At 67.2% G+C, this 20,777-nt stretch carries 24 protein-coding genes and 1 other RNA gene; 9 read left to right on the plus strand and 16 right to left on the minus strand.

The window, feature by feature from the left end; all coding sequences use genetic code 11:
- Positions 1 to 13 precede the first annotated feature (13 nt).
- From purT to tkt, 4 genes are read right to left on the minus strand one after another with little or no spacing between them, the layout of a single operon-like run.
- Entirely contained in the window at positions 14 to 1,207 is a 1,194-nt protein-coding gene (purT, locus tag B4A39_RS02100; protein WP_292032753.1) for a formate-dependent phosphoribosylglycinamide formyltransferase, read from the minus strand.
- Between the two features lie 4 nt (positions 1,208 to 1,211).
- Positions 1,212 to 1,604 carry a VOC family protein gene (locus tag B4A39_RS02105; protein WP_292032756.1) on the minus strand — a complete coding sequence of 131 codons (393 nt, stop codon included), beginning with the start codon at positions 1,602 to 1,604 and terminating at the stop codon, positions 1,212 to 1,214.
- The gene (locus B4A39_RS02110; protein WP_292032761.1) at positions 1,601 to 2,443 is read right to left on the minus strand and encodes an alpha/beta hydrolase; all 843 of its coding nucleotides are present in this window, start codon (positions 2,441 to 2,443) and stop codon (positions 1,601 to 1,603) included. The genes B4A39_RS02105 and B4A39_RS02110 overlap by 4 nt, the downstream gene beginning before the upstream one ends.
- 5 nt (positions 2,444 to 2,448) lie before the next feature.
- Positions 2,449 to 4,398, minus strand: a complete 1,950-nt coding sequence (tkt, locus tag B4A39_RS02115) for a transketolase (protein WP_292033299.1) — start codon at positions 4,396 to 4,398, stop codon at positions 2,449 to 2,451.
- Positions 4,399 to 4,542: 144 nt separating this feature from the next.
- On the opposite strand from tkt, the gene B4A39_RS02120 reads away from it, so the two are divergent.
- The 5 genes from B4A39_RS02120 (at position 4,543) to B4A39_RS02140 (ending at position 6,995) form a co-directional block, all read left to right on the plus strand.
- A complete protein-coding gene (locus tag B4A39_RS02120; protein WP_292032763.1) occupies positions 4,543 to 4,800 on the plus strand; it encodes a hypothetical protein in 258 nt (85 codons plus the stop codon).
- Positions 4,800 to 5,138: a cell division protein ZapA gene (locus B4A39_RS02125; RefSeq protein WP_292032766.1), complete on the plus strand. Its 339-nt coding sequence runs from the start codon at positions 4,800 to 4,802 to the stop codon at positions 5,136 to 5,138. The genes B4A39_RS02120 and B4A39_RS02125 overlap by 1 nt, the downstream gene beginning before the upstream one ends.
- 164 nt (positions 5,139 to 5,302) lie before the next feature.
- A non-coding RNA gene (gene ssrS / locus B4A39_RS02130) (6S RNA) lies at positions 5,303 to 5,463 on the plus strand.
- A gap of 168 nt (positions 5,464 to 5,631) precedes the next feature.
- Positions 5,632 to 6,177 carry a 5-formyltetrahydrofolate cyclo-ligase gene (locus tag B4A39_RS02135; protein WP_292032768.1) on the plus strand — a complete coding sequence of 182 codons (546 nt, stop codon included), beginning with the start codon at positions 5,632 to 5,634 and terminating at the stop codon, positions 6,175 to 6,177.
- On the plus strand, positions 6,174 to 6,995 hold the full coding sequence (locus B4A39_RS02140) for a TIGR00282 family metallophosphoesterase (RefSeq protein WP_292032772.1): 822 nt from the start codon (positions 6,174 to 6,176) through the stop codon (positions 6,993 to 6,995). The genes B4A39_RS02135 and B4A39_RS02140 overlap by 4 nt, the downstream gene beginning before the upstream one ends.
- Here the strand turns inward: B4A39_RS02140 and B4A39_RS02145 are convergent.
- The 4 genes from B4A39_RS02145 to B4A39_RS02160 form a co-directional block, all read right to left on the minus strand.
- On the minus strand, positions 6,992 to 8,389 hold the full coding sequence (locus B4A39_RS02145; RefSeq protein ID WP_292032774.1) for a cytochrome P450: 1,398 nt from the start codon (positions 8,387 to 8,389) through the stop codon (positions 6,992 to 6,994). The genes B4A39_RS02140 and B4A39_RS02145 overlap by 4 nt on opposite strands.
- A 65-nt stretch (positions 8,390 to 8,454) precedes the next feature.
- Positions 8,455 to 8,805 (minus strand): indole-3-glycerol-phosphate synthase, encoded by a 351-nt coding sequence (locus B4A39_RS02150; protein WP_292032776.1) that lies wholly within the window; start codon positions 8,803 to 8,805, stop codon positions 8,455 to 8,457.
- On the minus strand, positions 8,805 to 11,015 hold the full coding sequence (gene purL / locus B4A39_RS02155) for a phosphoribosylformylglycinamidine synthase subunit PurL (protein ID WP_292032783.1): 2,211 nt from the start codon (positions 11,013 to 11,015) through the stop codon (positions 8,805 to 8,807). Before purL ends, B4A39_RS02150 begins: the two co-directional genes overlap by 1 nt.
- Positions 11,016 to 11,061: 46 nt before the next feature.
- Entirely contained in the window at positions 11,062 to 11,859 is a 798-nt protein-coding gene (locus B4A39_RS02160; RefSeq protein WP_292032785.1) for a hypothetical protein, read from the minus strand.
- A gap of 120 nt (positions 11,860 to 11,979) precedes the next feature.
- Between B4A39_RS02160 and B4A39_RS02165 the strand changes: the two genes are divergently transcribed.
- Together B4A39_RS02165 and B4A39_RS02170 are read left to right on the plus strand one after the other, a co-directional pair.
- Positions 11,980 to 12,222 carry a hypothetical protein gene (locus B4A39_RS02165; protein ID WP_292032787.1) on the plus strand — a complete coding sequence of 81 codons (243 nt, stop codon included), beginning with the start codon at positions 11,980 to 11,982 and terminating at the stop codon, positions 12,220 to 12,222.
- 61 nt (positions 12,223 to 12,283) lie between these two features.
- The gene (locus B4A39_RS02170; protein ID WP_292032789.1) at positions 12,284 to 13,351 is read left to right on the plus strand and encodes an aspartyl/asparaginyl beta-hydroxylase domain-containing protein; all 1,068 of its coding nucleotides are present in this window, start codon (positions 12,284 to 12,286) and stop codon (positions 13,349 to 13,351) included.
- Between the two features lie 56 nt (positions 13,352 to 13,407).
- On the opposite strand, the gene B4A39_RS02175 is transcribed toward B4A39_RS02170, so the two are convergent.
- The 6 genes from B4A39_RS02175 to B4A39_RS02200 form a co-directional block, all read right to left on the minus strand.
- Positions 13,408 to 14,058, minus strand: coding sequence for a MalM family protein (locus B4A39_RS02175; RefSeq protein WP_292032791.1), 651 nt, complete (start codon positions 14,056 to 14,058; stop codon positions 13,408 to 13,410).
- A gap of 11 nt (positions 14,059 to 14,069) precedes the next feature.
- Positions 14,070 to 14,768, minus strand: coding sequence for a hypothetical protein (locus B4A39_RS02180; RefSeq protein WP_292032793.1), 699 nt, complete (start codon positions 14,766 to 14,768; stop codon positions 14,070 to 14,072).
- A gap of 93 nt (positions 14,769 to 14,861) precedes the next feature.
- On the minus strand, positions 14,862 to 15,524 hold the full coding sequence (gene purQ, locus B4A39_RS02185) for a phosphoribosylformylglycinamidine synthase subunit PurQ (protein ID WP_292032795.1): 663 nt from the start codon (positions 15,522 to 15,524) through the stop codon (positions 14,862 to 14,864).
- Between the two features lie 45 nt (positions 15,525 to 15,569).
- Complete coding sequence (locus tag B4A39_RS02190) at positions 15,570 to 16,802, minus strand: MFS transporter (RefSeq protein ID WP_292032796.1); 1,233 nt, start codon at positions 16,800 to 16,802, stop codon at positions 15,570 to 15,572.
- Positions 16,803 to 16,912: 110 nt separating this feature from the next.
- Complete coding sequence (locus B4A39_RS02195; protein ID WP_292032797.1) at positions 16,913 to 17,344, minus strand: hypothetical protein; 432 nt, start codon at positions 17,342 to 17,344, stop codon at positions 16,913 to 16,915.
- Positions 17,341 to 17,808, minus strand: a complete 468-nt coding sequence (locus B4A39_RS02200; RefSeq protein WP_292032798.1) for a YbhB/YbcL family Raf kinase inhibitor-like protein — start codon at positions 17,806 to 17,808, stop codon at positions 17,341 to 17,343. Before B4A39_RS02200 ends, B4A39_RS02195 begins: the two co-directional genes overlap by 4 nt.
- Positions 17,809 to 17,923: 115 nt before the next feature.
- Here B4A39_RS02200 and B4A39_RS02205 point away from each other — a divergent pair, with 115 nt between their 5' ends.
- A complete protein-coding gene (locus B4A39_RS02205) occupies positions 17,924 to 19,099 on the plus strand; it encodes an SAM-dependent methyltransferase (RefSeq protein WP_292032800.1) in 1,176 nt (391 codons plus the stop codon).
- A 45-nt stretch (positions 19,100 to 19,144) separates the two neighbouring features.
- Here the strand turns inward: B4A39_RS02205 and purS are convergent, their stop codons facing one another.
- Both purS and purC read right to left on the minus strand, forming a co-directional pair.
- A complete protein-coding gene (gene purS / locus B4A39_RS02210; RefSeq protein ID WP_292032802.1) occupies positions 19,145 to 19,384 on the minus strand; it encodes a phosphoribosylformylglycinamidine synthase subunit PurS in 240 nt (79 codons plus the stop codon).
- Positions 19,384 to 20,142, minus strand: coding sequence for a phosphoribosylaminoimidazolesuccinocarboxamide synthase (gene purC / locus B4A39_RS02215; RefSeq protein ID WP_292032804.1), 759 nt, complete (start codon positions 20,140 to 20,142; stop codon positions 19,384 to 19,386). The genes purS and purC overlap by 1 nt, the downstream gene beginning before the upstream one ends.
- A gap of 261 nt (positions 20,143 to 20,403) precedes the next feature.
- Between purC and B4A39_RS02220 the strand changes: the two genes are divergently transcribed.
- Positions 20,404 to 20,727, plus strand: coding sequence for a DUF1476 domain-containing protein (locus tag B4A39_RS02220; protein ID WP_292032806.1), 324 nt, complete (start codon positions 20,404 to 20,406; stop codon positions 20,725 to 20,727).
- The last annotated feature ends 50 nt before the right edge of the window (positions 20,728 to 20,777 follow it).

Below are 20,777 nucleotides of genomic sequence, written 5' to 3' on the forward strand. Positions count from 1 at the left end.
TTACGGCGAATTGTCAGGGTTTGACGACGCGCACCTTGCCCGCCGCCTCGGTCGCCCGCTCGCGCGCCTGATCCGTGTCGGCGCCGCGCGCCAGGGCCACGCCCATGCGACGACGCTCGAAGGCCTCGGGCTTGCCGAACAGGCGCAGGTCGGCGGTCGGCACCGACAGGGCTTCGGCCACGCCCTCAAAGACCACGCCCTCGGCCTCCAGGCCGCCATAGATGACGGCGCTGGCGCCCGGCTCGCGCAGGCTGACATCCACGGGCAGGCCGAGAATGGCGCGGGCGTGCAGGGCGAACTCGCTCATGGTCTGGGTCGCCAGCGTCACCAGCCCGGTGTCGTGCGGGCGCGGCGAGACCTCGGAGAACCAGACCTGATCGCCGGTGACGAACAGTTCGACCCCGAACACGCCGAGACCGCCCAGCGCATCCGTGACCTTGCCCGCAATTTCCTGCGCCGCCTGCAATGCGGCCTCGCTCATGATCTGCGGCTGCCAGCTTTCGACGTAGTCGCCCTTCTGCTGGCGGTGGCCGATGGGCGCGCAGAAGTCGGTGCGAACGGCCCCGTTCCGCAGCGAGCGGACCGTCAGCAGGGTGATCTCATAGTCGAAGCCGATCTTGCCCTCGACGATGACTCGGCCGCCCGCGACCCGCCCCGAGGCCTCCGCATAGGCCCAGGCGTCGGCCACGGCGTCGGGACCTTCGACATAGGACTGGCCCTTGCCCGAGGACGACATCACCGGCTTGACGAAGCAGGGGAAGCCGACAGCCTCGGCGCCCGCCGCCAGTTCCTCGGCCGATCCGGCGAAGGCGTAGGGGCTGGTCGGCAGACCCAGCTCCTCGGCCGCCAGACGGCGGATGCCTTCGCGGTTCATGGTCAGCTGGGTGGCGCGGGCGGTAGGAATGACGCGGGCCAGACCCGCCGCCTCGATGGCCGCCAGGGCGTCGGTGGCGATGGCCTCGATCTCCGGCACGATGATGTGCGGGGCCTCGGCCATGATGATGCCGTTCAGCACCTGAGGGTCGGTCATGGGGATGACGTGGCTGCGGTGCGCCACCTGCATGGCCGGGGCGTTGGGATAGCGGTCGACCGCAATCACCTCGGCGCCCAGACGCTGCAGCTCGATAGCCACCTCCTTGCCCAGCTCGCCCGAGCCTAGCAGCATGACGCGCGTGGCGTGGTCGGTAAGCGGCGTGCCGATCTTCATGGCGTCAGGCTCCGGTAGCAGGTTCGATCAGGTCCCAGGCGTTGCCGTAGAGGTCTTCGAAGACCACCACCTTGCCATAGGCCTCGTGACGGGGCGTTTCGCGGAAGGCGACGCCGGCCTGCAGCCAGGCGGCGTGGTCGCGCATCAGGTCGTCGGTATAGAGGAAAAGCCAGACGCGGCCGCCGGCCTGATCGCCGATCCGGGCGACCTGTTCCGGCGTCGCGGCGCGGGCCAGCAGAAGGGAGGTCTGGCCGCCTTTCGGCGTGACGCGGACCCAGCGCTTGCCGCCGCCCATGTCGGTGTCTTCGCTAAGCTCGAAGCCCAGCTTGCCGACATAGAAGGCGATAGCCTCGTCATAGTCGCGGACCAGCAGGCTGACGGCGCCGAGGTGGCTCATGAGGCAGGCACCGCATAGAGCCGGCGGAAGGCGTCCAGGGCGGCGCCGTGATAGATGCTGGCGTGGCTCTCGGTCGGGCGCGGGGTGAAGTCCCATTTCACGCCGGGCAGGGCGTGATCGCGCAGGTTGGCGGTCAGGACGTCCATCGGGGCCTGCATCTCGTCACCCTCGTCGCCCAGCGTCAGGATCAGGGTGCGCGGGTCGTTGGAGTGGTCGCGCAGATGCGCGCCCGACTGCCGCGCCAGCTGGCCGCCGTCCCACCACAGGCTGGGACTGACGGCGACATAGGCGTCGAACATCTGCGGCTCCTTCAGGAAGGTCTCGACCACGAACAGACCTGCCAGGGACTCGCCCATCAGGGCCGTTTCGCCATTGGTGCGGAAGCGGCCGGCGATGAAGGGCTGGACCTCTTCGCCGACGAAGCGGCGGAAGCGCTCGGACTGGCCCTGCGTCGGATAGCGGGCGATCAGTTCGGCGTTTTCGGTCGGCAGGGCCAGCTCGTTGCGGCGGTCGACCGAGGCGACGCCCACGACGATGACGTCGCGGGTCGTGCCGACGATGGTCCCCAACTGGGCGATGCCCGAGATGTGGTGGAAGTCCTGGTCCTGACCGCCGTCCAGCACATAGAGGACAGGATAGGTCTGGCCGCCGCGCTCATAGCCGGGCGGCAGCCAGACGTTGATCTCGCGCGTGTGGCCCATGACGGTCGAGGGCAGGGCGTAGGACCGGCCTATGACGACGGGCGTCTCGACCGCCACGGGGACGGCTGTCTGGGCCAGGGCAGGCGCACCGCCCGCCATCGACAAGCCGAAGCTGAGGACGAGGGCGAGACGGCGCATGAGGCTTACAGTCGCGCCTTGGCGGCTTCGACCACGGCCTCGGCGGTGATGCCGAACTCGCGGTAAAGGACTTCGGCCGGGGCCGAGGCGCCGAAGCTGGTCATGCCGACAAAGCCGCCGTCTTCGCCGATGAAGCGTTCCCAGCCCTGCTTGATCGCGGCTTCCACGGCGACGCGGACGGTGCCGCGGCCGATGACGGCGTCCTGATAGGCCTTGGGCTGCTGTTCGAACAGTTCGAAGCAGGGGACCGAGACGACGCGGGTCGGCACGCCTTCGGCTTCCAACGTCTCAGCGGCTTTCAGCGCCAGGGCGACTTCAGTGCCGGTGCCGAACAGGGTGACTTTCGCTGCGCCGTTGGCGGCCTTCAGCTCATAGGCGCCCTTGCGCGACAGGTTCTCGCCGGCGTCGGTCAGGCGGACCGCCGGGGTCTTCTGACGCGACAGGCACATGCCCGACGGGGTCTTCTTGTGCTGCAGGGCGACCTGCCAGCACTCCAGCGCCTCGACCGTGTCGGCGGGGCGGAAGACCATCAGGTTGGGGATGGCGCGCAGGGCCGCCAGATGCTCGACCGGCTGGTGGGTCGGGCCGTCTTCGCCCAGACCGATCGAGTCGTGGGTCAGGACGTGGACCACGCGCACGCCCATCAGGGCGGCCAGGCGGATCGCCGGGCGGCTGTAGTCCGAGAAGACCATGAAGGTGCCGGCGTAGGGAATGACGCCGCCGTGCAGGGCCATGCCGTTCATGGCCGAAGCCATGCCGTGCTCGCGCACACCCCAGTTGACGTAACGACCGGCGTAGTCGGGCGCGTCGAGGATCTGGGTGTTCTTGACGAAGGTGTTATTCGAGCCGGTCAGGTCGGCCGAGCCGCCGATCAGTTCGGGAATGGCGTTGAACACCGTCTCCAGCGCCTCGCCCGAGGACTGGCGCGTGGCCAGGGCGGGCTGGTCGACGACCAGCGACTTCAGCTTGGCCTCAAGGGCCTCAAAGGCGCCGGTGGGCAGGTCGCCGGCCATGGCGCGGGTGAAGTCGTCGCGCTGGGCGTGGTTCAGCAGGCGGGCTTCCCAGCCCTTGCGGGTCTTGGCGCCCTGCTTGCCGACCTTGGCCCAGGCCTTCTGGATGCCTTCCGGCAGGTCGAACGGTTCGAAGGCCCAGCGCAGAGCCTGGCGCGTGGCGGCGATCTCGGTGGCGCCCAGGGCCGCGCCGTGAGTCTTGTGGCTGCCCTCCATGGTGGCGGCGCCCTTGCCGATCTTGGTCTTGCAGGCGATCAGGGTCGGCTTCGACTGCTTGGTCGCCCAGGCCAGCGCCTTCTTGATCGCGCCGTGGTCGTGGCCGTCGATGGCCTTGACCGCCCAGCCCGAGGCCTTGAAGCGGGCCAGTTGGTCGGTGGAGTCCGACAGCGACACCTTGCCGTCGATGGTGATCTCGTTGTCGTCCCACATGACGCACAGCTTGTTCAGCTTCAGGCGGCCGGCCAGGGCGATGGCTTCCTGCGACACGCCTTCCATCAGGCAGCCGTCGCCGGCGATGACCCAGGTGCGGTGGTCGACCAGATCCGAACCGAAGCGGGCGGCCAGATGACGCTCAGCCAGGGCGAAACCGACCGAGTTGGCGATGCCCTGACCCAGGGGGCCGGTGGTCGTCTCGATCCCGGTCATGTGACCATATTCTGGGTGGCCTGCGGTCCTGGCGCCCCACTGACGGAAGTTTTCCAGCTGTTCCCGGGTCGCGTCCTTGTAGCCCGTCAGATGCAGCAGGCTGTAGATCAGCATCGAGCCGTGACCCGCCGACAGGATGAAGCGGTCGCGGTCGGCCCAGTCGGGGCGGCTGGCGTCGAACTTGAGGAATTTCGAGTAGAGGACGGTGGCGACGTCGGCCATGCCCATCGGCATGCCGGGGTGGCCGCTCTTGGCTTTCTCGACGCCGTCCATGGCCAGAACGCGGATGGCGTCCGCCATCTGTTTGGGCGAAGGCTTGGCGAATGCAGCTTGGGCGTCGGTCACGGCGAGACCTTTCCTCAGGAAACAGGATATAGCGGGGCGGCGCCGCTTTACCCCGACGCGCGCACAGGTTCTATACGGAATCTGGACGAAAGGACCCCTATGGACGCCGTTACGGCCGCAAAGACACGCATCGACAAGGCTCTGGCCCTGCTGGAACGCAAGGTGCTGGAGCTGAAAGCGCGTCCGGCCACCGCCCCCGCCATTGCTGACGACGATCTGTTCGCGCCCCGCCCGTCGAACGCGGCCGACCTGGCGCGCATAGGCGAGCTGGAGGCCGCAGGCCGCGACGCCGCCGAGGCTCTGGGCCGGGCGGCAGAGGCCGTGCGCGAGGTCCTGGCCGAGCAGGAGGCGCGCTGATGGCGACCGTTACGGTAGAGGTCAATGGTCGCTCCTATGCGGTCGGTTGCGCCGATGGTCAGGAAGAACGCGTCGGCATCCTGGCTCGTCAGTTCGACACTCACGTCCGCCAGATCGCCGGCGACGTCGGCCATGTCGGCGACCTGCGCCTGTTCCTGATGGCCTCGCTGATGCTGGCCGACGAACTGCATGAGGCGCGGCAGCGTCTGGAGAGCGGACAGGGCCCGGCCGAGCAGGACGGCCCGCAGAAAGCTCCGCCGCCTCCCTCCGGCGACGGCGTGGCCGAGGCGTTGAATGCGGTGGCCGCCCGCATTGAGAAGATCTGTCAAACGATCTGACCGTCGCTTGGCGTCATCCCGGCCGCAGGGTAGCGAAGAGCCGGGATCGCCCAGGACGTCGCGTTTGCGGCGGCCCCGGATAAGCGCTGCGCGCTTTCCGGGATGACGCGCGGCGGTTCGCCATTGTTGAAATGCAATGGAGCGCCTATCTTGCTCGACGGCGGGTCCTGCTGCGGCTCACGTCGAAGACAACATATCCTTCTGACCTTAATTCACTCTACGGGATCTGTCCCTGTCCGGGCTCGAGGGCCTGGGCATATGGAGCCCACCTGGCTACCCAGGTCGAGAGGATTAAAACGCTCTTCACGGTTCTTGCGGCGCCGCCACCCTTTCATTCTTAGTGCGCTATGCTCGCGACGCGGTCGCTCGCGGCTTGAGCGCGTTTTGCGCTATCGCTCGGCCTGTGGCCCCGCTGCCTGAGCGCGGGCGATCCTCCCCTCGAAGCGGGAGAGGATTGATGGGCGTTCTCGCGCAAGTCGGCTAGAGAAGCCCCATGACCTCCAAACACGAACTCCGCGCCGCCATGCGCGCCCTGCGCAAGCGGCTGGCCGAGGTCGATAGCGAAGCCGCCGAGCGCGCCGCCGGACACGCCGGGGCTCTGCCGTCGGGCGAAACCGTCGCTCTCTATCGCGCCATGGGGTCGGAGCTGGACACGGACGCCTTGGCCGTCGCGCTGCATCAGGCGGGCCGTCGCCTCTGCCTGCCGGTGGTGATCGAGCGCGACACGGCCATGATCTTTCGCGCCTGGGCGCCGGGCGAGCCGCTGGAGCTGGACGCCGCAGGATGCCCCGCGCCTCTGCCGCTGGCCGAGACCGTGACGCCCGACCTGATCCTGACGCCTCTGCTGGCCTTTGACGCCCATGGCGGGCGGCTGGGTCAGGGCGGGGGCTATTACGACCGGACGTTCGCCGTCCTGCCCGACGCCGTGCGCGTCGGCTTCGCCTACGCCGGTCAGGCGGTCGAGCGCCTGAGGCTTGAGCCACACGACATGCGCCTGCATGGCGTTTTGACCGAGAAGGGTTATAGAGCCGCCCTATGAGATTGGCGTTTTTCGGTGACGTTGTCGGCAAGTCCGGCCGCGATGGACTTACGGACCACCTTCCGGGGCTGAGGCGCGACCTCAAGCTCGACTTTGTGGTGGTCAACGCCGAGAACGCCGCAGGCGGCTTCGGCATCACAGAAAACACGGCGCGCGAGATTTTCGCCGCCGGGGCCGACGTCCTGACGCTGGGCAACCATAGCTGGGACCAGCGCGAGGCCCTGACCTATATCGTGCGCGAGCCGCGCCTGATCCGTCCGGCCAACTATCCGCGCCTGATGGATGCGCCTGGGCGCGGCGCTGACGTCTTCGTCACCGCGGACGGCCGCCGCGTGCTGGTGATCAACGTCCTGGGCCGGGTGCACATGGACCCGATGGACGACCCCTTCAGCGCCGTCGAGCGCGAGCTGGAAGCAGCGCCCCTCGGCGTCGTCGCCGACGCCGTCATCGTCGACATGCACGCCGAGGCCACCAGCGAGAAGATGGGCATGGGCCACTTCTGCGACGGCCGCGCCAGCCTGGTGGTCGGCACCCACACCCACGTCCCGACCGCCGACGCGCAGATCCTGCCCCACGGCACGGCCTATCAGACCGACGCGGGCGGCTGCTGCGACTATGACTCGGTCATTGGCAACGACAAGGAAGAGCCGCTGCGCCGCTTCACCACGCGTCTGTCCGGCGGGCGCTACACCCCCGCCAGCGGCCCGGCCACCATCTGCGGCGTCTTCGTCGAGACCGACGACCGCACAGGCTTGGCCACGCGGATTGAAGCCATCCGCGTCGGCGGGCGCCTGAGCCAGGCCATCCCGCAGGTCTAGGCCGCTTCGGCGCGATTCCGTCGCGCCCTCAACCTCAACCGCATGGTCCGTTGGCTGCGCAGCGTCACCTGGTGGACGGGGCGCGGCTCGATCGGGGTGATGGCCTCGACCTCGGCGACTTTCAGGATTTCGGCCAAGGCGATGATCGCCTCCTGCATGGCGAAGGCGGCGCCAATGCAGATGCGTGGGCCGCTGCTGAAGGGCAGCCAGGCGTAGCGGTCGATCGACTTGCGGTTCTCGGGCAGGAAGCGTTCGGGGCGGAAGACGTCCGGCTCGTCCCACAGCTTCTCGTGTCGATGGATGACCCATGGCGCGATCAACACGCTCTGACCCGCCTTCACCTCATGCCCGCCGATTTCGTCGTCCTCCAGCGCCTGCCGGATCATGGCCGGAGCGGGCGGGAACAGGCGCATGGCCTCCTCGATCACCGCGCGGTGCCAGTGCAGGTCGCGCAGGGTGGCCGCGCGGCGATCCCAGCCGTCGGCCTCGGCCTTGAGCAACGAAGCCACACGCGCGTCGCGGCTGATCAGGTGCAGGGTCCAGCCCAGGGTTCGGGCCGTCGTCTCATGTCCCGCCAGGATGAAGGTCAGGATGTTGGACGCGACCTCGTGGTCGGACAGACCCGCGCCGTCGCCTTCCTCGTCGCGAGCGCTGAGCAGGGCGGTCAGCAGGTCCTCGGGCGCGTCGTCGTCCTGTTCGATCCGTGCGCGGCGGCGCGCCACCAGGGCATCGACCCTTTCCTTGAAGAAGCGCGCGTCGCCGCCTGCCGCCACCCGCCCCAGGCGCGGAATCCAGTCTGGGGCCTTGAGCGCGTCCAGAGGGCTGATCCGCGCCCCGACCGCCAGGAAATGGTTCAGCGCCTTTTCGAACCCCGCTGCATCCCCGTCCAGATCGTCCGAGAACAGCGTCGCCGACAGGATGTCGAAGGTCAGGCCGCTCATCTCGCTGTCGATGTTCAGCACGCGCGCGCCATGCTCCAGTCGCCAGCCCTCGACCCGGCGGCGGCAGACCCGGTCCATGGCCTCGGCCGTGCGCGCCGTATGAGCGGGAGTAAACAAGGGAGCCATGATGCGTCGCGCGCGCCGCCACTGTTCGCCTTCGGTCAGCAGCAGCCCGTCCGCCAGCATGGGGCCCAGCACCCGCCGTTGCAGATCGCCCTTCACATAGTTGGCGGCGTTGTCGGTCAGGACGTGACGCACGCCCGCCGGGTCGCTGACCACCAGCGAGCGGCCCAGCGGAGACTGGCCGGAGATGTAGAGTTCCTTGAAATGCGCCTCGCCCCAGATGGCGAGGGGATCCCGCCAGCTCTGCCAGAGGAACGGCAGCAGGCTGAGCCGTTCCGTCCGGCGCGGGGGCGTCCAAGGTCGAAAGGTCGAGGCGGCGTCGTCGGTCATGAAGCGCTCCTTCTCCGAAGCGCATCATAGTTATTGACTAAGATGTCAAAATAAAGGGCGAGGCCCTATTGAACCGCCATCGCCTTCTGCTGGGCTTCCAGCGCGCGCAAGCGGCCCTCGTCTGCGCGCAAGTCGCCGGTCAACTGACCTTTCAGGGCCGGATCCGTGGTCGTGGCCAGGAGGGCGCGGGTGTCTTCGACCGCCTGGCGGCGGGCGGCGATCAGGCGCGCCAGTTCCTCGCCAGCCTCAGCGGATGGCCGGGACGCCTGTTCTTCCTCGGTGGTCTTCAGCGCTGCGGCTTGCCGCGCCGCCGCGGCGTCGCGCAGCGCGTGCTGCACCGGGTCGCCGCCCTCGATGTCGCAGGCGGCCAGAAGGGCCGCGCCAGCGACAACGAAAGCGACGGCGCGCAGGCGCATCAGCCCTCGATCCAGTTCGGCATCCAGCCTTCGTGGATTTCGCGCAGGTGGGCGACGGGGATGCGGTACAACTCGCCCTTCGGACCCGAGGAGGCGAAGTCCGCGCCCTTGGCGACGCCGACGACCGAGGCGTGCAGACCGGCGTCCTGGGCCTTGGCGATCAGGCCCTCGGCGTCCGAGACGGCGACCAGATAACGGGCCTGATCCTCACCGAACAGGAAGGCGTGGGCGTGGGCAGCGCTGGAGGCGTTAAGCTCGATGCCGACGTCAGACGCCAGAGCCAGGTCGGCGGCGGCGCCGACCAGACCGCCGTCCGACAGGTCGTGAACGACCGTCAGCTCGCCGGTCTCGATCAGGCCGCGCACGAAGTCGCCGGTCTTCTTTTCCAGCTTCAGGTCCACCGGCGGCGGGGCGCCGTCTTCGCGGCCCAGAACCTCGCGCAGATAGATGGAGGAACCCAGCTCGCCATGCGTCTGGCCGATCAGGACCAGGACATCGCCCTCGACCACGCCGCCGAAGCCGGTGACCACGTCGTAGTTGGTCAGCAGGCCGACCGCGCCGACCGTCGGGGTCGGCGGAATGGCGACGCCGTTCGTCTCGTTGTAGAGGCTGACGTTGCCCGAGACGACGGGGAAGTCCAGCTCGCGGCAGGCCTCGGCCATGCCGTCGGTGGCGCGCACGATCTGGCCCATGATCTCGGGGCGCTGCGGGTTGCCGAAGTTGAGGTTGTCGGTGATGGCGATGGGGCGCGAGCCCACGGCGGTCAGGTTGCGCCAGGCCTCGGCCACGGCCTGCTTGCCGCCTTCATAGGGGTCGGCCTGGACATAGCGCGGAGTGCAATCCGAGGTCACGGCCAGACCCTTGTCCGTGCCGTGGACGCGGACCACGCCGGCGTCGGCGCCGGTCGAGGAGTCCTGCAGAGTGTCGGCCATGACGTGACGGTCGTACTGTTCCCAGATCCAGCGCTTGGACGCCATGTCGGGGCAGGCGATGACCTGGATGACCGCGTCGTTCCAGCTTCCCGGGGCAGGAACCTCGGCCGGGTCGAGGCGCGGCTGCAATTCCGGCTGGACCCAGGGACGGTCATAGAGAGGAGCGTCGTCGAACAGCGGGGCCAGCGGCACGTCGCAGACCACCTCGCCGTGATGCTTCAGCACCAGATGGCCGGTGTCGGTCGTCTTGCCGATGATGGCGAAGTCCAGGCCCCATTTCTGGAAGATGCGATAGCCGACGTCCTCGAAGCCGGGCTTGAGGACCGCCAGCATCCGCTCCTGGCTTTCTGACAGCATCATCTCATAGGCGGTCATGCCGGTTTCGCGCTGGGGCACCTTGTCGAGGTCCAGCTCGACGCCGACGCCGCCCTTGCCGGCCATCTCGACCGACGAAGAGGTCAGGCCCGCCGCACCCATGTCCTGAATGGCGGCGACGGCGCCCGAGGCCATCAGCTCCAGCGTGGCCTCGATCAGCAGCTTCTCGGCGAAGGGATCGCCGACCTGGACGGTGGGGCGTTTGGCCTCCGACTCGTCGTCGAACTCGGTCGAGGACATGGTGGCGCCGTGGATGCCGTCGCGGCCCGTCTTGGAACCGAAATAGACCACGTCGTGACCTGCTTCGGGCGCAGCCGAATAATAGATCTCATCGGCCCGGGCGACGCCCACGCACATGGCGTTGACCAGGATGTTGCCGTTGTAGCCCTTGTGGAAGTTGGTCTCGCCCGCGACCGTCGGCACGCCGACGCAGTTGCCATAGCCGCCGATGCCGGCGACCACGCCCTTGACCAGACGCTTGGATTTCTCGTGCGAGGGATCGCCAAAGCGCAGGGCGTTCAGCAGGGCCACCGGGCGGGCGCCCATGGTGAAGACGTCGCGCATGATGCCGCCCACGCCCGTCGCCGCGCCCTGATAGGGCTCGATATAGGAGGGGTGGTTATGGCTCTCCATCTTGAAGATGCAGGCGTCGCCGTCGTCGATGTCGATCACCCCGGCGTTCTCGCCCGGGCCGCAGATGACGCGTGGTCCCGTGACCGGGAATTTCATCAGCTGCTTCTTGGAGGATTTGTAGGAGCAGTGCTCGGACCACATGACCGAGAAGACGCCCAGCTCGACCTGGTTGGGCTCGCGGCCCAGCCGGTCCAGCAGGACCTCATACTCGTTCGGAGCCAGACCGTATTCAGCGGCCAATTCTGCGATGGTCTTTTGCGGAGCGCTCATGGGCGGGGCTTCTAGCCGGGTCTGAGCCTCCTGTCAGCCCGTCCAATCAGCGGCGGCGCTCGATCCCGCGTTTCAGGCCGAAGACGAGGATGACCGCGGCCACGACCAGCAGGAAGGCGGCGCCCAGGGCGGTGAAGCCAAGCATCGGATTCCGCTCCTGTTCCGCCACGAAGGCCCCCACCAGCCCCCAGGCGATCGGCAGGGCGTAGAAGAGCGTGCGCAGATAGAGGGTGACTTCGATCGCCACCAGAACCACCACCGCGATCGCGATGATGGCCCAGCCTGTGGGAGAGACGAAGGCGGGCAGGGCGTCCAGGGCGGTCGCCGTGGTGATCAGATTCAACGGCGCGGCGATCGTCAGCCAGCCCGCCAGCGCCGCCAGCGGCCAGATCAGGAACCAGCGATCGCGGTCGGCCACGCCGGTCGCGCGAATGGTCCCGGCGTTGACCAGCAACGGGACCAGCAGGGCCAGCAGGGAGGCGAAGATGATGACGACGCTGGCCGCCTTCAGATTCAGGGCGGCGGCGACGATCCACATGCCGATGCCGAACATGGCGACCGCCGAGGGCCAGCCCATGCGGTTGATCAGCACGCTTTCGCCCGTCTGCGGCAGGACCTGACGAACGGCGTAGGCCAGCAGGCCCAGGTAGATCAGCCCCCAGATGGAGAAGGCGTAGCCCGCCACCTGTAACGTCCGGTCGCCGTCCGCTGCAAACTCGGCCTGGGACAGACCGAAGCCTCCCAGGTTCTGCACGACCGGAACCACGACGGCGAAAACGGCGGCGGCCAGGACGACCAGGCGACGGGTGCGTTGGCGCGGCGTAGGACGTTCGACGGCGGACATTGCGGCGGCTCCGGCTCAGCTTCGCCGTATCTACGCATCGGGGGTCGATTTGGTTCATCGGAACCGCTCGGCCTTCGTCCCGCTTAGGTCAGGAGAGACGCCACCCTAAGGAGACGCACCATGGCCGACCCCGACAATCTGCCGGAAGACCCCGCCCTCGACACCGACGAGGTCGACACCAATCGCGCCCTGGAGCAGGGCCTGGGCGTCGGCGCCCGCGAGCTGGCGGCCATTGGTGAATCGGGCGAGGCTGGCACGCTCGAGCGACCGCTGGACGAGGACGGCGAGCCGGCTGAACCTGAGATCGAGGTCGATGAACTGGGGCGGAGCGCCAGCGTGCTGGATCGCACCCGTAACTCGTGACTCAAGGCCGCTTGACCACACCGCCGCTGCATCGTTCTCATGTTCCATGAGCGATGTTCGATTGTCCGATTCTGGTTCGCTTCTCGCTAAGGCGAGGGCCGCTCGTGAACGGGCGGACTTCGCCGCTCTCGGGTTGGCCGCAGACGCCCTGCTGCGCCTGAACCCGCGCGAGCCTCGTGCCTTGGTGCTGAAGGGCGATGCCTTGGCCGGGCAGGGAGATCATCGCGCGGCCGCCAGCTTCTACAGCACCGCCCTGGCCCAGGGGCGCGCGGTCGCAGAGCCCTCGGCCGATTTACGCGCCGAGCTGGAACGGGCGGCCCGCGCCCAGGTCGAAGGCGCGCGACGATTTGAGACCGGACTGCGCGACGGTTTGCGACAGCGGGGCTTCGATGCAGAAGCCTCAAGTCAGCGGTTCGCCGCTTCTCTTGACCTGATGACAGGGCGACGTCGGCTCTACTATCAGCAGCCCAAATTCTACATGTTTCCGGGCCTCCCCCAGATCGAGTTCCAGCCCCGCGATACGGTGGCCTGGTTGGCCGGAGTCGAGGCTGCGGCGCCCGCCATTCGAGCTGAACTCGACGCGGTGCTCGCGGAGCCGTCGCTGTTCGCCCCCTATGTCGAAGACCGGGTCAATCGACCAAGGAACGATCAGGCCGGAATGCTGCACAATGCGGCCTGGAGCGCCGTCTTTCTGTGGAAAGACGGCGCCGAAGTTCCCGACATCGCCGCCCGGTGCCCCGAAACGATCCGCGCCCTCGCGGAGGCGCCCCTCTGCCGAATCCCCGGGCGTTCGCCCTCGATCCTGTTCTCTAGGCTTCAGGCAGGTGCGAAGATCCCGCCGCACCATGGGTTGATCAATCCGCGCTTGATCTGCCACCTGCCGCTGATTGCGCCACCGGGCTCCCATTTCCGCGTGGGAGGCGAGGTCCGGGAGTGGCGGGAAGGTCAGGCCTGGGCCTTTGACGACACCATCGAACACGAGGCGTGGAACGACAGCGGTCGCGACCGCACCATCCTGATTTTCGATGTTTGGAAGCCCGAGATCACGACCGAGGAGCAGGTCCTGATACGCGCCCTGTTCGCCACCATCGACGCAGCCGGAGGCGGAGCGCCGAAGCTGGGCGTCTAGGACGTGGAGTGAACCTGAAGACAGCGCGCCGCCCCTTACGGAGCGGCGCGCTGTCTTCAGGTCTTGGGCTTTTCGTCGGTATCGGTGTCGTTGATCGAAACGCGGACCGTCCCGTCGTAGGAGAAGGTGCGCAACTGCTTGGCCTCGACGCCGGTGTTGACGACGGCGGAGTACATGCCGACCGGCACGACCGAAGTGACGACCCCGATCTGGATGGCGTCGTATTGCTGGCCGACCAGTTCAGGCGCCGCCGTCACCAGCAGGTAGGCTTCGTTATGCCGCGGGCGGAACTGCACGGAGTAGACGGGGCCGCGATAGAAGTACTCGCGCCGCTCGAAAGAGCGCGTGACCTGTCCTTCTGCATCCAGAATTTCCACGCTGGGCGCGAATATACGCATCGCTTCCAGCGTGGAGCCGACGTTCAGCGTCTTGTCCTCGAAATCGGCGGGAAGCGTGTAGACCACATAGGGCAACGGACGGCCTGCACGGAGCAGGCACGGCGTTTCCGTGCCGACAGGGGAGGCGACCAGATGGACCGCCCGCTCCTTGTCCGGTGTCAGGCTGATGGCGCCCGACAGATCCGGCGCGACGGAGCAATCTGTCCGGACATAGGCCAGCATCGCCGGCGGAGGCGGAGCAGCGGTGGCGCAGGCCGAAGCCATTGTCCCGAGCAGGCCGACCGCCGCCAGAGCGTGAAGACGCGTCATGTGCCCGCGCCCTATTGCAGGAGGCGGGCGGCCGTATCGGCCACCTGGTTCAGCGCGTCTTCGATGCCTGCTGCCAGACGCGTAGGATTTTCCAGCAACTCGGCGCGATTGTTGAACGCATACTCGGGATTCGGAGCCAGGGTGACGACCCCTTCGGCCGGCGCCAGCGGATTGTAGACGATGATGTTCTCCATCAGGGTCGAGCGATCCGACACTTTCACCAGCCGCACCTCGGCGCCGACGCTGGGGCGGAAGGGCTGACCGGCGCCCGACGACAGGTAGCCGTAGTGGGTCACCGAGACGTCCAGGTAGGCGTCCACGCCAGACGCGTCCGGATAGGCTTCCAGCAGGTCACGCTTATCGCGAGCCGTGCCCGACAGGGGCGCAACGTTGTAGCCGTGCGTCGACAAGGCCGAGGCCATGCGGCGTTCCAGCCGCTCTTCGGCGTCGAAGTCGATGCTGATCAGGGCGTCGTTCACGGCGTCCTGACGGCTGGCCTGGATGCCGGCGTCGACCAGGGCGCCGATCAGGCCGAAGTTGGAGCCGACCGAGGCGACTTCATAGGCGATGGCCTTTTCAGGCAGGGCGTCGTCCATCATCGTGATGGATTGCACGTTGTGCGCCGTCCGGTCGTAAGGCGTGGCCACATAGGGCGACGCGCACGCGCCCAGCGACAGGATCGCGGCGATCCCGAGAATTTTCTTGATCATTTAAAAGCCCCCCTTGGCTGTCGGCACAGATGCCGCGCAGCCGCGAGGGCGTCAAGATCGGAAAACGAGGTCCGCTGAAAGCCCGTGAACGGACTAGGCCGCGGCGTAGATGCTCTGGAACAGGGTGGCGCCGTCGGCGCTGCCCAGTTCGGCCTCGAAGGCGCGGTCGGGGTGGGGCATCATGCCCAGGACATTGCCGCGTTCGTTCTGGATTCCGGCGATGTCAGCGACCGAGCCATTGGGATTGTCGACGTAACGGAAGACCACCTGGCCCTCGCCTTCGAGACGGGCCAGGGTCTCGGCGTCGGCGAAGTAGTTTCCGTCGCCATTGCCCTGGGTCATCACGACTTCGCGCTGGCCCTGATAGCCCGAGGTGAAGCGGGTCTGGCCGTTGGCGACCGTCAGACTGATCGGCTTGCAGACGTATTTCAGACCGGCGTTGCGCAGCAGGGCGCCCGGCAGCATCCCGGCTTCGCACAGTACCTGGAAGCCGTTGCAGATGCCCAGAACGGCGACGCCGTCGTCGGCCGCCTTCTTGACCGCCTGCATGATCGGGGCCTGGGCCGCCATCGCGCCGCAGCGCAGGTAGTCGCCGTAGGAGAAGCCGCCCGGCAGGACGATCAGATCGAGGCCTTTCGGCAGCTCGGTCTCGGCGTGCCAGACCATCTGGACCTGTTCGCCAGTGGAACGTTCGACGGCGACCTTGCAATCGCGGTCGCAGTTGGAACCGGGGAAGACGATGACGGCTGCGCTCATGGGCGGGCCTCCTAGCACCCTTCGGGACGAATGTCAGGCGTCGCGTTATGCGGTCTTGCGTCCGGTCAGCCAGGCGACGACCCAGACCGCGAATCCGCCCAGCGACAGCGTAACGCCGACCCAGCCGGTCGAGGTCCAGCCCCAGCCGGCGGCCACGGCCATGCCGCCCAGCAGGGGGCCGATGGCGTTGGCGGTGTTGAAGGCGGAATGGTTCAGGGCGGCGGCCAGCGTCTGTGCGTCCCCGGCCACGTCCATCAGGCGGGTTTGCAGGATCGAGCCCAGGCCGCCGCCCCCGCCGATCAGGAAGACGACGATCAGCATGGCCCAAAGATGCGGCGCGGCGATGGGATAAAGGGCCAGTGCGGCGGCGCTCCACAACAGCAGGCCACCCGCCGCCTTCATGCCGTAGCGGTCAGCGGCCCAGGCTCCCAGCAGGTTTCCGCTGAGCATGCCCAGACCGAACATGGCGAAGACCCAGGGCAGGACCTCGGCGCCGACACCGGTCACGGCGGTCAGGGTCGAGGCCAGGTAGGCGTAGACCGCGAACATGCCGCCGAAGCCAATGGCGCCGACGCCCAGCGTCAGCCAGACCTGCCCGCGCTTCAGGGCGCCCAGTTCGCGCATGGGGCTGGCGTCGGCGTGGGCCGGGTCGCGCGGCGCGAACAAGGCAACCAGGGCCATGGTGATCACCGCCAGGACGCTGACAATGGCGAAGGTCCAGCGCCAGCCGAACTCATGGCTGACGGCGGTCGCGACCGGCACGCCGATCACGGTGGCGACGGTCAGACCCATCAGGATGGTGGACACAGCGCGGGTGCGAAGCCGCAACGGCACCAGGGACGCCGCGACAAGCGCCGCCACGCCGAAATAGGCCCCGTGCGGAATGCCGCTCAGGAATCTGAAGACCAGCATCCATTCGTAGGTGGGGGCGATGGCGCTCAAGGCATTGCCGACGGCGAACAGCGCCATGAAGCCGATCAGCAGCAGCCAGCGTGGCAAGCGCGCGCCCAGCACCGCAAGGATCGGCGCGCCGACCACCACGCCGGCGGCGTAGGCGCTGATGACATGACCGGCGGTCGGTTCATCGACGCCCAGGCCTGCGGCGAAGTCAGGCAGGACGCTCATGGCGGCGAACTCGGTGACGCCGATCGCGAAGCCGCCCATCGCCAGGGCGAGCAGCACCAGCGCCACCTTGCCGGGCGCGGCGACCGCCTCCATCGCGGGCGACGACGCGCAGACGCGGTCGTCGATACAGGGGGCGGTGTCGGTGGAAGGCATGAACTATCGCAATGCAGCAAACTTTACGCTGCGTCGCAAAATAGGGTCTCCGCGGCGGGCTTCAACCTTGGCCGACCGACTCGGCCATCACTCTTTGCGCGCCCACGCGATTACGCGTGGGACAGTTCGGCCTGAACCCGAGGGTGCGAGACGGAAAGACCCAGGGTCTGGGCGGCGTAGAGCTCGAGCAGCAGGCGATCCTGGTCGTCCGCCAACTGCAGCCAGCGGGCCTTGATGGGCCGGGTGCGGCCAGGCTTTCGGCCGGGCTCGCTGACGCTGACCTGGGGCGCGCCGCCCCCGATGGGATGCTTCACCTTGGCGGCCAACGAGAGCCGCAGCGATGGGGCCAGCATCCGGCGTTCCTCCAGATGCGGAGGGCTGCCGACATGGATGGGCTCATCGTCGTGGTAGAAGACATAGACGGCGCCGTCGGCAGGCAGGCGCGCGCGAGTCAGAGACTCGAGCGGCCGGTCCATGAGACGGCGGAACAGGTCGGGGACCGCCGCCAGCCTTTGGTCGTGATCCAGGGTCGCCGTGCTCACTCGCCCGTGTTCTCGTAGGTGGCGGTGATCGAGGCTCGCGCCAAGGTGTGGAAATGCAGGTTGAAGCCGAACACGGCGCCGGAGTTGTCGGCCGTGAGGTCCAGCCGGTCCGTATCCACGGCGAAGACGGTGAAGATGTACCGGTGCGGGCCGTGGCCGGCAGGCGGAGCGGCGCCGCCGTAACCGGGCGCGCCGAAGTCAGTGCGGCCCTCGATCGCGCCCGCAGGCAGGGCGGCGCCGGCGGCGAGGGTGGTCACGTCGGCCGGAATATTGGCCACGGTCCAGTGCCAGAAGCCCGAGCCGGTCGGGGCGTCGGGATCATAGCAGGTGATGGCGAAGCTTTTCGTGCCCTCAGGCGCGCCAGACCAGGACAGCTGAGGCGCGGTGTTGCCCAGCGCCTTCACCTGGGCGTCGGGCAGGGTGTCGCCATCGCGGAAATCGGCGGAGGTCAGGGTGAAGGTCATGGGCGGGCTCCGGTGTTCTTGGGTCGCGAACGGAACGGTCTGGCTTCGACACCGTTGCGCTGCGACAGTCTGTTCCTAGCCAAGCTTGATCGAGGTTCAAAGCGCGGAGAGTCGGATGCTGCAATCCCTTCTCGACCGGACCTTCCTGACACGCGCGATCCGGGTTCGTCTGCCGGATGGGCGCGAACTGACGGCGGGCGCGGGCAGGCCCGAACTGACGGCGGCGATTTCCGACATGCGAACCGCGGTCGCCATCGCCGCCAATCCCGAACTGGCGCTGGGCGAAGCCTTCATGGACGGCCGCTTCCAGATCGAGGGCGGCGATATCTTCGACTTCCTGCAACTGACGACCTCGCAACTGGCGTTGAAGCCGCGCGGCGGGAAACTGACCCTGCTGCAACGTCTCAGACGCGGCGCGGAGCAGGCCAACGACCGGTGGCGCGCCCGCAGCAACGTCCACCATCACTACGACCTGACGGTCGACTTCTATCGCCTGTTTCTCGACGAGGACCTGCAATACTCCTGCGCCTTCTTCGAGACGCCGGACACCACCCTGGAACAGGCCCAGGTCACCAAGAAGCGGCGGTTGATCGACAAACTGCTGCTGACGCCCGGCCAGACCGCTCTTGATATCGGCTGCGGCTGGGGCGGCCTGGGCCTGTCGATGGCCGAGCGGGGGGCACGGGTCACCGGCGTCACACTGTCGACCGAGCAGCACCGAACGGCCAACGAACGGGCGATGAAGCGCGGCCTGGCCGACCGGGCCGAGTTCCGGCTGCAGGACTATCGCGACCTCAACCAGACCTTCGACCGCATCATCTCGGTCGGGATGTTCGAGCACGTGGGGGCGCCCAACTACCAGGAGTATTTCGACGGCATAGCCCGGCTTCTGGATGATGACGGGGTGGCTGTGGTCCACTCGATTGGCCGCAAGACGCCTCCCAGCCGGACCCAGCCCTTCATCCGCAAATACATTTTCCCCGGCGGCTATATTCCGGCCCTGTCCGAGGTCCTGCCCGCCATCGAACGTTCCGGCCTGTGGGTCACGGATATTGAGGTGCTGCGTCTGCATTACGCCGAGACGCTCAGGGTCTGGCGTCAGCGTTTCCTCGCCCGCCGCGACGAGGCGCAGGCCCTGTATGACGAGCGCTTCTGCCGGATGTGGGAATTCTATCTCGCCGCCAGCGAGGTGGCCTTCCGCGAACTGGGCCACATGGTCTTCCAGTTGCAGTTGACGAAGAAGCAGACGGCGGTCCCGCTCAGCCGGGATTATCTGTGCGAGCAAAAATGAAAAAGGCCGCCCCGGAGGGCGGCCCTGACCGTGTGACTTTCGCTATCAGGCGACTTCGATCCGGTAGCTTTCGATCACCGTATTGGCCAGCAGGGTGTCGCACATGCGCTTCACCTCGGCTTCCTTGTCGGACAGGCTGTCATCAAGGTCGAACTCGATCAGCTTGCCGACGCGGGCGTTGGCGACGCCGGCCCAGCCCAGACCCTGCAGCGCGCCTTCGACGGCCTTGCCCTGCACGTCCAGAACGCCGGGTTTGAGGAAGACGTGAACCTTAACCTTGGCCATTAGTGCAGTCCCCCTTGGATCACGGTCGGCATGTCCTTCATGATGCCGAGGCGGCGAGCCACCTCGGTGTAGCTTTCGATCACGTCGCCCATGTCGCGACGGAAGCGGTCCTTGTCCAGCTTCTCGCCGGTGGCGGTGTCCCACAGGCGGCAGGAGTCCGGGCTGATCTCGTCGGCCAGGATGACGCGGGCGAAGTCGTTTTCCCACACGCGGCCGAACTCGATCTTGAAGTCCACCAGGGTGATGCCGACGGCGCCGAACATGCCGCACAGGTAGTCGTTGACGCGGACGGTCATGGCCAGGATGTCGTCCAGTTCCTGGGTCGTGGCCCAGTTGAACGCCGTGATGTGCTCTTCCGTCACCATCGGGTCGTTCAACTCATCTTTCTTGTAGTAGAATTCGATGATCGAACGGGGCAGGGCGGTGCCCTCTTCCTGGCCCAGGCGTGTCGCCAGAGAACCGGCGACGACGTTGCGGCAGACCACTTCCAGCGGAATGATCTCGACTTCACGGATCAGTTGCTCGCGCAGGTTCAGGCGCTTGATGAAGTGATTGGTCACGCCGATGCCGTTCAGGCGCGACATGACGAACTCGCTGATGCGGTTGTTGATGACGCCCTTGCCTTCCAGCGTCGCCTTTTTCTGGGCGTTGAAGGCCGTCGCGTCGTCCTTGAAATACTGGATCAGCGTGCCGGGCTCGGGTCCTTCGTAAAGGATCTTGGCCTTGCCCTCGTAGAGCTTCTTGCGCTTGGAATTCATGGTCGAGTCCCGAAAGGGAAGAAAACAGACTGCCTCAAAACGAAAAACGCGCGGCCCTAGGGGTCGGGGCGGCGCGATCCTGAATCGACGACGTGCATATAAGATCGAACGCCCTTTAGCCGAAGGCCGTCTGTGACACAAATATCCTCCTGTAACCTAGCGTCAGGGGCGCGACCGCGAGTCTGGTTGCGTTCGTCTGGAAGGGGGGTATAGACGGCGATGCGGACCCCAATTCCGTCCGCCACTGGAGTGACTACGCGAATGACGACCTTTGACGATCGGGAAAAGGGCTACGAGTCCAAGTACGCCCTCGATCAGGAACAAGAGTTCAAGGCCATCGCGCGTCGTAACAAGATGCTGGGTCTGTGGGCGGCCGAGAAAATGGAATTGTCGGCCGAAAGCGCCGAACAGTACGCCGCCGCCGTGGTCCGCGCCGACTTCGAGCAACCGGGCGAGGAAGACGTCTTCCGCAAGGTCGCCGGCGACTTCAAGGCCTCGGGCATGACGGTCTCGGAGGGCGAACTGCGCTCCAAGATGGACGAACTGGCCTCAATCGCGCGCGAACAGATCCGCGCCGGCGAATAGGTCCCGGTTCATTCCGGACGAAAGAAGGGCCGCGACCGGCATGGTCGCGG

The organism is Brevundimonas sp. UBA4553 (assembly GCF_002387245.1).
GTDB lineage: Bacteria > Pseudomonadota > Alphaproteobacteria > Caulobacterales > Caulobacteraceae > Brevundimonas.